This is a genomic window from Otoolea muris (assembly GCF_943193115.1).
GTDB lineage: Bacteria > Bacillota > Clostridia > Lachnospirales > Lachnospiraceae > Otoolea > Otoolea muris.
The window spans coordinates 1-13,832 of sequence record NZ_CALPCY010000019.1; the positions used below are offsets into that span (position 1 = coordinate 1).

10 protein-coding genes and 2 pseudogenes are annotated in these 13,832 nt (G+C 54.0%); all 12 read left to right on the top strand.

Annotation, left to right across the window (positions count from 1 at the left end; all coding sequences use genetic code 11):
• Positions 1-81 precede the first annotated feature (81 nt).
• Positions 82-840 (top strand): annotated as a pseudogene (locus NFS31_RS12725) (type IV secretory system conjugative DNA transfer family protein); the annotation flags it as partial.
• Positions 841-948: 108 nt separating this feature from the next.
• Positions 949-1,206, top strand: coding sequence for a hypothetical protein (locus NFS31_RS12730; RefSeq protein ID WP_251495620.1), 258 nt, complete (start codon positions 949-951; stop codon positions 1,204-1,206).
• 11 nt (positions 1,207-1,217) lie between these two features.
• Positions 1,218-1,436 (top strand): Maff2 family mobile element protein, encoded by a 219-nt coding sequence (locus NFS31_RS12735; RefSeq protein ID WP_160262703.1) that lies wholly within the window; start codon positions 1,218-1,220, stop codon positions 1,434-1,436.
• Between the two features lie 17 nt (positions 1,437-1,453).
• On the top strand, positions 1,454-2,125 hold the full coding sequence (locus NFS31_RS12740; RefSeq protein ID WP_251495622.1) for a VirB6/TrbL-like conjugal transfer protein, CD1112 family: 672 nt from the start codon (positions 1,454-1,456) through the stop codon (positions 2,123-2,125).
• A 576-nt stretch (positions 2,126-2,701) separates the two neighbouring features.
• The gene (locus NFS31_RS12745; RefSeq protein WP_251495624.1) at positions 2,702-4,534 is read left to right on the top strand and encodes a reverse transcriptase/maturase family protein; all 1,833 of its coding nucleotides are present in this window, start codon (positions 2,702-2,704) and stop codon (positions 4,532-4,534) included.
• A gap of 102 nt (positions 4,535-4,636) precedes the next feature.
• Positions 4,637-4,912: pseudogene (locus NFS31_RS12750) on the top strand (VirB6/TrbL-like conjugal transfer protein, CD1112 family); the annotation flags it as partial.
• Between the two features lie 29 nt (positions 4,913-4,941).
• Entirely contained in the window at positions 4,942-5,469 is a 528-nt protein-coding gene (locus NFS31_RS12755; protein WP_251495628.1) for a PrgI family protein, read from the top strand.
• Entirely contained in the window at positions 5,351-7,726 is a 2,376-nt protein-coding gene (locus NFS31_RS12760) for a VirB4-like conjugal transfer ATPase, CD1110 family (RefSeq protein WP_416389461.1), read from the top strand. The genes NFS31_RS12755 and NFS31_RS12760 overlap by 119 nt, the downstream gene beginning before the upstream one ends.
• Before the next feature lie 12 nt (positions 7,727-7,738).
• The gene (locus NFS31_RS12765; protein ID WP_251495632.1) at positions 7,739-8,596 is read left to right on the top strand and encodes a DNA-methyltransferase; all 858 of its coding nucleotides are present in this window, start codon (positions 7,739-7,741) and stop codon (positions 8,594-8,596) included.
• Complete coding sequence (locus tag NFS31_RS12770; protein ID WP_251495634.1) at positions 8,571-10,298, top strand: C40 family peptidase; 1,728 nt, start codon at positions 8,571-8,573, stop codon at positions 10,296-10,298. The genes NFS31_RS12765 and NFS31_RS12770 overlap by 26 nt, the downstream gene beginning before the upstream one ends.
• A 40-nt stretch (positions 10,299-10,338) precedes the next feature.
• On the top strand, positions 10,339-11,556 hold the full coding sequence (locus tag NFS31_RS12775; RefSeq protein WP_331482624.1) for a DUF4315 family protein: 1,218 nt from the start codon (positions 10,339-10,341) through the stop codon (positions 11,554-11,556).
• Positions 11,528-13,633, top strand: a complete 2,106-nt coding sequence (locus NFS31_RS12785) for a CD1107 family mobile element protein (protein ID WP_251495636.1) — start codon at positions 11,528-11,530, stop codon at positions 13,631-13,633. Before NFS31_RS12775 ends, NFS31_RS12785 begins: the two co-directional genes overlap by 29 nt.
• The last annotated feature ends 199 nt before the right edge of the window (positions 13,634-13,832 follow it).

A 13,832-nucleotide genomic window follows, 5' to 3' on the forward strand; every position in this document is an offset into this window, starting at 1 on the left:
GTGAGCTGAAAGGTTCACGCCCGGTTTAGGGCGGGGGAAAATCCGGAGATAACATCAAAGGATTACCTATCGCTATTCGCCGCTGTCCGGGAGATGATGGCTTATGACGAACTGGGGCTTGAGAAGCTGGGGGACGAAAAGACTGCCCTTTTTGCGGTGGTGTCGGACACTGATCCCACCTTTAACTTCCTTTCGGCCATGATGTACTCCCAGATGTTTAACGTCCTCTGCGACCGGGCTTTGAAGGTCTACCATGGCAGGCTCCCCGTCCATGTGACCTGCCTGTTTGATGAGTTTGCCAACCAGAAGATTCCCAACTGGGAGCATTTGGTATCGGTGATCCGGTCAAGGAACATCTCGGCCCACATCGTGTTGCAGACCTTCAGTCAGTTAAAGGGAATGTACAAGGACAACGCCGAAACCGTGGCCGGGTGCTGCTCCACTATGCTGTTTTTAGGCGGGAAGGAGGAAAGCAGCTTAAAGATGGTGTCCGGCCTTTTGGGGAAGGAAACCATTGACACCATGAATGAGAGCGATTCCCGTGGGGCGCAGCGCACTTACGGATTAAACTACCAGCGTCTGGGAAAGGAGTTGATGAGCGTGGACGAACTGGCGGTTATGCCCTCCAGCCGCTGCATTGTCCAGGTGCAGGGGGTGCGCCCGTTTTATTCCAGGAAATATGACCTTACCCGCCACCCCCAGTACAAATACACGGCGGACGCCAATCCCAAGTATGCCTTTGACGTGAAGGCTTACCTGGAACACCGGCTGAAAGTAAAGCCGGAGGAGGAATATGAACTTTATGAGTTAGGAGAACTGCCACCGGAAACGGCTGGGTGAAGGCTCCACCGAAACGATACCCCTTGGGGTTTTCAAAATCGGTGGGGCCTTTTTCTTTTTGCCCAGATACGGCGGATACCGGAGAAACCAACCGGAAAGGAGGCTGTTATGGAATTTTTCAATGAAGCGGTCAGGGTGCTGGAAACAATCGTGGAGGCATTAAATGGAAAGCGTGGAAAAGATGATCTGTCCCAGATTTCCAGACACCGGATAAGAAGGACGGAGTGCCCGGAATTTACCAAAACCATGGTGCGGGTGAAGAAGCACGTCCGCCCGCCGGTGAGGGCTGACCCGGAAAAAGGCCGACACTCAAATACCCTAAAACCAGTCACAGATAACCAGCAGACAACACATTTTCAAAAATAGGAGGAAAATATATGGGTTTCTTTACTACTGCCGTTTCAACGATGTCAACCTTAGTGGTGGCCCTTGGCGGGGGCGTCGGCGTGTGGGGCGTGATCAACCTCATGGAAGGGTACGGGTCGGACAACCCGGCCAGCAAGAGCCAGGGCGTTAAACAATTAATGGCCGGCGGGGGGATCATGCTCCTGGGCCTCAAGGTGGTTCCCATGCTGTCCACCCTGATCACGATCTAAGGGGAAGGTAGTGGCCTATGCAGAGTATCATCGACGCCATTGAGCAGTGGATCAGGGATTTCCTGATCGGGGCTGTCACCGGCAACTTGTCGGATATGTTTCACGATGTCAACAGCAAAGTGGCCACAATCGCTTCGGAAGTGGGAAAGACGCCGGAAACCTGGAACTCCGGCGTCTTCTCAATCATTCTCTCCCTCTCCCGGAACGTGGTCGTCCCCATAGCGGGGCTTGTGATCGCCGCCGTGCTGACTTATGAGTTAATCTCCATGATTATTGACAAGAACAACCTCCATGACATTGATACGTTTATGTTTTTTAAGTGGGCGTTCAAGTCAGCGGCGGCGGCAATCATCGTGAACCATACTTTTGATTTTATCATCGCCATTTTTCAGGTGGCCCAGACCATGGTGCAGAGGAGCGCCGGGGTCATCAACACCAGCGCCGCCATTGACATCACGTCCGCCTTGGCCAACATCACCACCCAGCTGGAGGCCATGGAACTGGGGGAGTTGTTTGCCCTCATGCTGGAAACCTGGGTCATGACCTTTGCCATGAAGGTCATGGGGCTTGTGATCACGGTCATTTTGTATGGGCGCATGATTGAGATTTATAGCGCGTCCAGAAGTGCCGCTTTTCATCCAAAGGCGGTGCGCGGGCATTTTGGGAATCCGGCTTTGGCAAGCCGGTAAAGAAAAGTATCAAAGACATGAAAAAATGTCACTTTAGCGTCATTCGGTTTACCCCGGAGGGAAACCACAAGGGGGACAATAGCGTACCGAAAAAATCGCAAGTTGGGGAAACCATCTACCCACGACTGAGCGGCAAGACGCAACATTGTGAATGAGGAACAAGGCTAAACTGCTTTAAGGGCAGTCCGAGGCGGGATACTCGACCCGGCGGCGCAGGATGGTTGTATTCGCCGTATGTCATAGCGGAATGTGACAGGTAGACACAGACCGCACGATACTTATGACAGCCAGCCGCAGTAAGCGGAAAAGGACGAAAACCCATTACCGACATCACAATACGCTTTTCCCAAGGTGTCTAACTGGAGATTGCCTAAACCGGAGTGCCGGGATTATCCGGCTATGCGTAATGCCGCAAGGTGAAAAATTTCAAGGGGTAAAAACCCAAGAAAGATGACGCTGAATATCCGGCATGGCAACGGAGCCTCCGTAGTAGTCCGAGGGCGGGAAAGCCGTCTACATGGCGAAGGGAGGTAGGATGTCAACCAATTCATAAAAAGGAAAGGTGCGTGAGGCATTATGAGAAGTCCTGAAAATGTGTTGGAAAGCCTAAAATCCAAGGCGTGTAACAAGAGTTACAAGTACGAGCGGTTATACCGCAATCTATACAATCCACAATTCTATCTGCTGGCATACCAGCGGATACAGGCGAAACCAGGCAACATGACAGCCGGAACAGACGGCAAAACCATTGACGGTATGGGAATGGCAAGGATAAACGCCCTCATTGAAAAAATGCGTGATTTCAGCTACCAGCCCAACCCGGCGAGGAGAACGTATATCCCGAAATCCAATGGGAAAATGCGCCCTCTGGGAATACCGTCATTTGACGACAAACTGATACAGGAGGTGGTGCGGCTCATCTTAGAGAGCATCTATGAGCCAACTTTCAGCGACTACTCCCACGGTTTCCGCATAAACAAAAGCTGCCATACGGCACTCAAATATGTGCAGAAATATTTTACGGGGACAAAGTGGTTCGTTGAGGGGGATATAAAGGGCTGTTTTGACAATGTAGACCATCATGTGCTGATTGACATTCTGCGGAAGCGGATTGCAGACGAACATTTCATTGGTCTGCTATGGAAGTTTCTGAAAGCCGGATATATGGAGGACTGGAATTATCACAATACCTACTCCGGCACTCCCCAAGGCTCTATCATCAGCCCCATCCTTGCAAATATCTATATGAACGAACTGGACAACTATATAGCAGAATACGCAGAGAAGTTCAACTGCGGAAACCGCCGTAAAATCAATCCTGCGTTCAAGAAGAAGTTGGATGTTTGCCGGGGAAAAGAGCAACGGCTTAAAAGAAATCTCTCTAAAATGAGCGAGAAAGAAAAAGAGGGCTTAATTGCGGAAATCCGGGAACTGCGGCGCAGTCTGAAATCCATGCCGTACAGTGACCAGATGGACGACAGCTATAAGAGGATTTGCTATGTCCGGTATGCGGATGATTTCCTGATAGGGGTTATCGGCAGTAAAGAGGACGCAGAACAGGTAAAACAAGAAGTAGGCTGTTTTATCTGGGAAAAACTTCATCTGGAAATGTCCGGAGAAAAGACACTGATTACCCACGGACATGATTTTGCAAAGTTTCTGGGATACGAGGTCACAATCGCCAAAGGCGCATATAACAAAAAGACCAAAACGGGAGCTACCAGACGAGTAAACAACGGAAAAGTCCTGCTTTATGTTCCCCATGACAAATGGGTTAAACGCCTGCTCTCCTACAGTGCCCTCAAAATTAAATACAACAAACAGAACGGAAACAAAGAGGTTTGGGAACCCGTCCGGCGTACCCGCCTGTTGCACCTGGACGACTTGGAAATCCTAAACCAGTACAACGCAGAAATCCGTGGATTGTACAACTACTACCGGCTCGCAAACAACGTGACCGTACTCAACAACTTCTACTATGTAATGAGATACAGTATGCTCAAAACTTTCGCCGGAAAGTATCGGACACGAATTAGCAGAATTATTCGCAAGTACCGCCAAGGGAAAGACTTTGTTGTGGAGTACCCGAAGAAAAATGGCAAAGTTGGTAAAGTGCTGTTCTACAACAACGGTTTTTGCCGGAATACCAAAGTGGAAAGCGGCAATCCCGATATAGTAGCAAGAGTAGTCGAGAACTATGGGCGCAACAGCTTGATGAAAAGATTGCAGGCGAATAAATGCGAGTGGTGCGGCGCAGAGAATGTACCGCTTGAGATACACCATGTACGAAAACTCAAAGATTTGAGTGGCAGGAAACAATGGGAAATCGCCATGATTGGGCGCAGGCGCAAGACAATGGCACTCTGCATTGACTGTCACGATAAGTTACACGCCGGGAAATTAGACTGACATCTGGAGAGCCGGATACATCGAGAGGTGTAAGTCCGGTTCGGAGGGAAGTTCTCGGAAACCTGCCATAGTGATATGGTAAGGCGTCGGGTTCTTACCCTACTTTACGCCAGTGTCGGCCCCCTTCCCTTCGCCACCTTGATGAACCGGGAATGGGGGAACATCGGCACCAACTATGTGCGGGGCCTTGCCGCCCTGGGGCTTCAGGGGTTTTTTATCATGGTCTGCGTGGGCATTTACGCCGTGCTGGTCAACGCCCTCACCCTGGGAGGCGATCTGCAGGCTGCCCTCTGGAGCTGCGCCGCCTACACGGTGCTTCTGTGCTTCAGCCTGTTTAAGACCGGCTCCGTGGCCAAGGGTATCCTGAATGCCCATTAAAAAGCCAGCGCAAAGAAAGGAGGATTTCTATGGCTTACGTGACCATTACCAAGGACTTGACCGAGGTGAAGGACAAGGTGGCTTTCGGCCTTACCAGGCGGCAGATCATCTGCTTTTTTCTGGGCGGCCTTTTGGGGGCCGGGGGGTATTTTCTGACCCGGCACGCTCTGGGAAATGACGCCGCCCTGCTTCTTCTGATCGCCCTGGCAGCGCCTTTTATGCTGCTGGGGCTGTATGAGAAGAACGGGCAGCCCCTGGAAAAGATTTTAAAGAATATCATTCGTGTCCGGTTCCTGGCCCCGGCGGTCAGGCCGTACCAGACCAACAACCGCCTTGCCGCCCTGGAACGGCAGGAGCGCTACGAAAAGGAGGTAAAGCAGCTTGTTTCCATTCCGAACAAGACCACAAACGACAAACGCCGTGGGCTGGGAACATCTTATCATTCGCCCCGGAACCAGGCTCTCCCCCGCCGACAAAAGGCGGGTGGAAAAGGCCGTAAGGCGGGCGAAGCGGGAAGGCAAAATTGCCCGCACCGCCCAGCAGACCATTCCCTATGAGGAGATGTACCAGGACGGCGTCTGCCGGATCACCAGCCGGCTTTTCAGTAAAAGCGTCGTGTGCGAGGACATCAATTACGCCGAGGCTTCTGACGATGAGAAGGCGGTTCTCTTTGAACTTTACTGCAAGCTGGTCAATTATTTCGGCCCCTCCGTGGGCTTTGAGTTGTCCGTGGTCTGCTGCCCGGCGGATATGGCGGAATACCGGCAGATGTTAGCTATCGCTCCCCAGGGCGACGCCTTTGATGAGATCCGCAAAGAGTACAGCGATATGCTGGTGGAGCAGGTATCAAAAAGCCGGTATGAGCGCCGGATCTGCCTGACCTATACCATTGAGGCAGATAATGTAAAGCAGGCACGCTCCCGGCTGGGGCAGATCGACAGTGACGTGGTGGGCCATTTCCGTGCCCTTATGGTGACGGCCCACCCCATGGACGGGTACGAACGGCTGGCCCTGCTCCACAAATGCCTGCACTTGGAGGAACGGAGGAAGTTCCGGTTTAACTGGGATTCCTTAAACGGCACCGGCCTTTCCAGCAAGGACTATATCGCCCCCAGTTCCTTCTTTTTTAAGGACGGGCGTTACTTCCGCACCGGCGCTTCTTTCGGCGCTGTTTCTTTTTTACAGATACGGGCCACCAAGTTATATGACACCCTGCTCAACAGCGTTTTAGAACTGGAGGGCAGCCAGATCGTCAGTATCCATGCCAAGGCTCTCGACCAGAACGCCGCCTTAAAAGCGGTGAAGCGGAAACTGAGCGATCTGGACAAAGCCAAGATTGACGAGCAGAAACGGGCCGTGCGTTCCGGGTTTGACATGGATATCCTGCCCCCTGACCTTGTGACCTTTGGCAAGGAGGCCCAGAAGCTGTTGGAGGATTTACAGAACCATGATGAAAAGATGTTTATGGTGACAATTCTCATTGTCCATATGGCTGCCAGCCGCCAGAAGCTGGAAAACCTGGTCTACTCGGCGGACGGGATCACCAATACCCAGAACTGTGATCTAATCCGGCTGGACTACCAGCAGGAGCAGGGCTTTCTTTCCGCCCTCCCTATCGGGATCAACCAGGTGGAGATCCAGCGGGGGCTGACCACCAGCGGCACGGCTATTTTCCTGCCCTTTCGGGCCTGCGAGGTATTCCAGAAGGGCGGGGTTTATTATGGGTTAAATGCCACCACGGGGCGCATGATACTGGCTGACCGGAAGAAACTGAAATGCCCCAACGGGGTGGTGCTGGGAACCCCCGGCTCCGGCAAGTCCTTCAGCTGCAAGCGGGAGGCGGCGGACGTGTACCTGCATACCAGTGACGACCTGCTGTTTTTAGACCCGGAGCATGAGTACCTCTCCCTCTGCCGGCAGCTTTCCGGCCAGATTATCCGGCTGGCCCCAGACAGCGGCGATTACATCAACCCCCTGGATGTGGACTTGTCCGTGGATACGGGGGAGAACCCGCTGCTTATGAAGGCGGATTTTATTATGTCGTTCTGTGAGTTGATTTTATCGGCTTCCCATGGCGGGTTGAAGCCCATAGAGAAATCGGTGATCGACCGGTGTATCCCCAAGATTTACCGGGAGTATTTAAAAGACCCAAGGCCGGAACGGATGCCGGTGCTTGGGGATCTGTACCAGTGCCTGCGCTCCCAGGAGGAAGGGCAGGCACTGGAACTGGCCACGGCTCTGGAACTTTATGTGTCCGGTTCTCTTTCCTATTTAAACCACCAGACCAATGTGAACATCAACAACCGGGTGGTCTGCTATGATATCAGCGCCCTGGGGCAGAACTTAAAAAAGCCGGGTATGCTGACGGTGCAAAACAACATCTGGCAGCGAACCACCATAAACCGCTACGCCGGGAAGACCACCCGGATCTACCTGGACGAGTTCCACCTTTTATTAAAAGAACCCCAGACAGCGGCCTACACAGCGGAGATTTATAAGCGTTTCCGCAAGTGGAACGGTATCCCCACGGCTTTGACCCAGAACGTGAAAGACCTTTTGGACAGCCCGGAGATTGAGAATATCCTGGAAAACAGCGATTTTATTTTAATGCTGAACCAGGCGGCCAGCGACCGGAATATCCTTGCCCAGCGGCTGGGGATCTCGCCCCAGGAACTGACTCATATCACCAACAGCGGGGCCGGGGAAGGGCTTTTGTTCTTCGGGGACAAGATCATTCCTTTTATTGATAAGTTCCCCACGGACACCAAACTGTACCAGGTCATGACCACCAAGCCCGCCGATCTTGCGGAGTAAGGGGGCAGGATTTTGGAGGAGAAAGACATAGGAGCCATGGATTTATTACGCAACCATATTTATTTGGGGGACTGCATGGAACTGTTCTTCAAAATCCCGGACGGTAGTGTTTCCTTAATCCTCACTGACCCGCCCTATGGCATTTCTTATCAGAACCATTTTTCTAATCGGAAACATTCCATGCTGGAGGGGGACACGGGAATTGACTACCAGAGGTTTGCCAGGGAAAGCTACCGAATCTTAAGAGAAAACGCCCACGCCTATTTTTTTACCCGGTTTGACTGCTATCCTTACCATTATCAGTGCTTAACGCAGGCCGGGTTTGTGGTGAAAAACTGCCTGGTCATTGAAAAGGGAACCATTGGCGGCATTGGGGACTTGGAGGGAAGTTTCGCAAATAACGGGGAATGGCTGATTTTCTGCCAGAAGGGACGGCGGGTATTTAATCACACCACGCTGCTGAAAAACCGTAAAAAGGAGGGAACCCGTTTTCAGCGGGGAAGGGAACCCAGCAAGAAGTATAAGACAAGATTTAACAGTTACTGGTTCGGGGAGGAATATCCCAAGGCGACCTATAACTCTACCTGGCAGAAGCGGAACCAGATTTTTCACCCTACGATCAAAAACGTGGAGTGCCTATCCTGGCTGATTCAGATTTCCAGCCTTCCGGGGGATCTGGTCTTTGACGGGTTTATGGGAACTGGCAGCACCGCATTGGCGGCTATGGCCACGGGAAGGGACTACTTGGGCGCTGAAATCGACCGGGGCCATTATGAAACCGCCAGGAGAAGGATTGCCCAGGCAATACAGCCTTGCGAAAGGATAACAGGAGGTGAAGGGATTCTTGAGAAAAAAGGGAAATATTTATGACGCCGATGATGTGGAGCGCAGTAAGCGGCTTTTGTTCAGCCCGGAGGAACGGGCGGCCCGTGCCCAGCACAAGGCGGAAGTCCTGGGAACCAAGCTGGAACGGGCAAAAAAGAAAATCCCCAAAAAGAAAAAGCTGCGGCTGAAAAAGGAACTTGACCCCCAAAAAAGCAGGCTGAAGCACACCCTCCGGTTTGAGGAAACGGAAAAGCGGCGGGGGAAGGAGGCCCTGCCAAAGAAGGCGGCAAGGCGCATGGCCCAGAGCGCCGGCGCCAATCTCCACGCCAAAGTCTACCAGGCGGAGGAGGAAAACGTGGGAACCAAGGCCGCCCACAGGACGGAACTGGCCGGGGAGGGAACCGCCGCCCTTGCTGCTCACAAGGTAAAGAATTATCACCAAAATGCCCCTTATAAGCAGGTGGAGAAGCTGGAGATCAAGGCGGACAAGGCCAATGTCAGTGCCGCCTACCGTGCTGCCCTCCGGGATAACCCGGAATTACAGAAGCACACGGTCAAGAATTTTCTCCAGAAACAAAAAATCAAGCGGCAGTATGCGAAAGATTACCGAAAGGCGAAAAAGGCCGGGAAGCAGGGTGTGTCCGCTGCCGGGAAAGCCAAGGACATTGCCGGCTCCATAGGCCGGGCAGCTTTAAACATCGCAAAAAAGCACAAGGGCGGCCTGGTGGTCGTTGGCCTTGGGGCGGCCCTGCTTGTTATGGTGGGTTCCTCCCTTTCCTCCTGCTCCATGATGATGGAGGGAGCCATAAGCGCCGCCCTGGGTACGTCCTATACGTCCGAAGAACCGGATATTATCCAGACGGAGGCGGATTTTGCCGCACTGGAAACCGGTCTGCAAAACCGGCTGTCGAATATTGAGGGCACTTACCCCGGCTTTGACGAGTACCGCTATGACGTGGACAGTATCGGCCACAACCCCAATGAACTGATCTCCTACCTGACGGCCAGGTATGACGCTTTTACCCCCGGCCAGGTGTGGACGGAATTACAGAGGCTTTTTGATCTGCAGTACAGCCTTACCACCCGTGAGGTAACGGAGATCCGGACACGCACCGTCACCCACACGGATTCGGAAACCGGGGACACCTGGGAGGAAGAGGAGGAATATGAGTACAAGATCCTCTATGTGACCCTGCGGAATAAAGGAACCGGCACGATAGCTATGGGAGAACTGACGGCGGAACAAAAGGAACGGTACACGGCAATCCTCTCTTTAAAGGGCAACAAGCCGGATCTGTTTGGAAATGATATTTACGCCAATGAAAGCGCCGGGGAGGATTACGACATTCCGGGGGAGGCCCTGGCTGACCCGGAGTTTGCGGTCCTTATCCGGGAGGCGGAGAAATACCTGGGATTCCCTTACGTCTGGGGCGGTTCCAGCCCGGCGACCAGCTTTGATTGCAGTGGCTTCGTGTGCTATGTCTACACCCACAGCGGCGTCCACAACCTGCCACGCACCACGGCCCAGGGCATTTATAACCAGTGCGCCCATATCCCAAAATCCGAGGCCAGACCGGGGGACATCATCTTCTTTACCGGCACCTACAACTCGCCGGGGCCGGTGAGCCATGTGGGGATCTATGTGGGGGAAAACCGCATGATCCACTGTGGGTCGCCAATCCAATACGCCCGGACGGACAGCCCGTACTGGTCTGGGCATTACTACGCCATGGGCAGGCTTAACTAGGGGAAATGCGGGGATACCGCAGAAAAGGAAGGAGGAAGGATTGAGGATCGGATTGATTGATGTGGATGGCCACCGCTGGCCCAACCTGTGCCTGATGAAACTTTCGGCCTACCACAAGAACCGGGGTGATACTGTGGAATGGCATAGGGAAAGCCGGCGTTATGATTTGGTTTACATGAGCCGGGTCTTTACGGACAGTTACTCCAAGGATTTTACGGGGATAATCCACGCCGACCGCATTGTGCGGGGAGGCACGGGCTACGGCCTGGACAACCGGCTCCCGGAGGAGGTGGAACACACCTGCCCGGACTACGCCCTTTATCCCCAGTTTGCCGACACCGCCTACGGCTTTCTGTCACGGGGCTGCCCTCGTGGGTGCGGTTTTTGTATCGTGGGGAAGAAGGAGGGGTTGAGGAGTGTGGCGGTGGCTGACCTCTCGGAGTTCTGGTGTGGGCAGAAAGAAATCAAGCTGCTGGACGCTAATCTTCTGGCCTGCCCGGACTGGGAACGGCTCCTTGCCCAGCTTGCGGACAGCGGGGCCACGGTGGACTTTACCCAGGGGCTGGACGTGCGGCTTATGACCCCCAAAAAGGCGGCCATGCTCAACCGGGTCAGGACAAAAATGCTGCATTTCGCTTGGGATAACCCGGAGGACGATCTGACCCCGTATTTTAAACAGTTCGCCCAGATGACCGCCGTTAAGGACTGCCGGAAGCGCCGGGTTTATGTGCTGACGAATTATGGGAGCAGCCATGAGCAGGATTTATACCGGATTTACACCCTGCGGGACATGGGATACGACCCTTACGTGATGATCTATGAGAAGGCCACCGCCCCGCCCATTACCAGGCAGCTCCAGCGGTGGGTGAACAACAAGCGTCTGTTCTGGGCCATTGGGGATTTCAATGATTATGACCCGGACTGGCGGAAACAGGGCGCCCCGGCAGCGGGGAGTTCCGGAAAAGAAAACAGAAAAAGGAGGATTTACGATTTGAATTCAAGCAATAAACTTCAAAAAGTCCTGACGGAAATCAGCAGGACAAAGGAAAAGATTGCCGCCCAGCAGACCCGGCTTCGGGAACTGGAACAGCAGAAAACAGAACTGGAAAACGTGGAGATCGTCGGCATGGTTCGCGGGCTTAGTGTGGCCCCGGAGGAACTGGCGGCGTTTATCAAGGCGTTCCGTGGCTCAAAAGCCGGGGCGCCTGTTTTCATGGAGAGGGAGGAGAATGATGGACTGGAACAGAAAACGGAATAAGAGGCTCACTGGGACGGCCTGCCTGCTGCTCTCTCTGTTTCTTTTCGCCGTGCCGCTTCTTGGCATGGCAGCGGAAAATACGGGTTCCGAAAACAACGCCGGTGCCTGCGTCTGTGACAGCTTCTGCACGGCGGAGGCTTTCAACCAGGAGTGCCCGGTATGCCTGGAAAATGCCGAAAGCTGCACGGGGCAGGCGGCAGCGGAGGAGGAAACGTCACAAAAGCCGCCCTGCTTTTGCGAGAAGCGCTGTACCAGGGACAGCCACAATACCCAGTGCCCGGCCTGCGCCGCCGACATGGATCTGTGTATTGCCCCGGCGGTTGAGGAGCCGCCCGCTGCCTGCTCCTGCGCTGAAAAATGCCGGGAGGGTTTCGTCAACCCGGAGTGCGCCCTTTGCCAGACTGACCAGACACAGTGTACTGGCAAGGAACCGGAACAGCCTTCGGAATCGGAAAAACCGTCGGAGCCGGCGAAACCGTCAGAATCGGAGAAACCCTCGGAGCCGGAGAAGCCGTCAGAATCGGAGAAACCTTCGGAACCGGAAAAGCCTTCAGAATCAGAGAAACCGTCAGACGAGCCGGAGAAATGTGTTTGCAAAGAGAAATGCGCCGCCGGTGCGGTCAATACGGATTGCCCGCTCTGCAAAAATGACCGGACAAAATGTACCGGCCAGGAACCGGCAACACCTAAGTTTACCATTTCCATTCTCTCCCCGGACGGCTGGCATACCAGGAAAGCTAAGGTGACAATCCGTGTCAGGGACATAAACGGAACCGGCTGGGAAACCGTGGAGGCGAAGATCAACAGCGGTGGCAGCTGGGTGGACTTGACGGACGACCTGGCGGAGAAAGAGAAAACCGCCGTGGAGATTTCGGAGAACTGCACCATTTATGTGACCGTCACCGACAAGAACGGGAAGACCCACACCAAGAACCGGTACATAGAAGTTTTTGACCGGGAGGCCCCCACTGTCCGGGCGGGGATTGACGGGGAACTTCTGCGGGTGGAGGCCAGTGACGACCTCTCCGGCGTGGATCAGGTGTATGTGTGCGGAAATGCCTTTTCTGATTTGAACAATGGCACCCTGGACGTGCGGCTGAAGGATTACGCCGACAATTACCAGCAGATCACCATTCAGGCTACGGACAACGCCGGCAACAAAAGCAGCATGACCCAAATGAGAAACGCCTACTATGAGGAACCGGGAAAAGAAACCGGGGCAGGCTCTGGAAGCGCCGCTAACCCCACGGCCCAGGCCCCGGCAGCCCAGAACCCGGCTGCGTCACCGGCTGCTCCGGGGACGGCTGCCTCCGGCAGCGGAACCGCTGTCCCTGGCGGCCAGAAAGGGAACGGTTCTGTATCCGGGCAATCGGAAAAGCCCGGTGGTTCCGGCCAGACTTCCAAGGAGGATACAGAGGAAAAAGACCCTTCTGCGGTAAGTCCTACGGCTGTGGGGGAAAAGGAGGACAACCCTTTTACCCCGGAAGGCAGCGCTACGGTGGTGGACAACGCCACGGACAGCCAGGGCAAGGAGTTCTACACCATTATGACGCCGGACGAAAACGTGTTTTACCTGGTCATTGACAAGCAGCGTGACAGCGAGAACGTCTATTTCCTCAACGCTGTGACGGAAAGCGATCTCATGGCTCTGGCGCAAAAGGACACCCAGGCCGCTGTCACTGCCACAAAACCGGAGAAACCGCCGGAGGAAACAGAGCCAGTGACCGAACCGCCCACACAGCCGGAGGAGCCAAAGGAGGAGCCGGAGCCGCCCGCACCAAAGAGCAATAACGGCATTTTGTTCCTCGCCCTGGTGGTCGCCCTTGCCGCCGGCGGCCTTGGCTACTATTTTAAGGTTTACAAACCCAGGCATGAACTGGACGATGCCGAGGACATTGACGAGTTTGATTTTGAGGGGCCGGAGGAGCCTATGGTCAATGAGGATATGGCACAGCCCTTTGGGGAGGAACCGGAAACACGGGATATTTCCGAGGAAGAAGAAGCCGAACAGCGCCGGCTTTATGAGGAAGATAACGAGGACATTCCCATAGAGGGTGACGATGACCTTGTTTTCTGACAACCCCGGACTGGAGCGCATGATGACGCAGAAGCCCACGGGTGGGCGTGTGAGAAGGGGAAACCCCTCTGCCGCCCAGGATTCCCCCTGCCATGACTGTAGTTATGGCAGGGGGCGGCGCTGTGTGGGGATCTGCTATCGGGAACTGATGAATGGAAGGAGGAGAAAAAATTGATATGATTTGAAAATCGTTTTATTT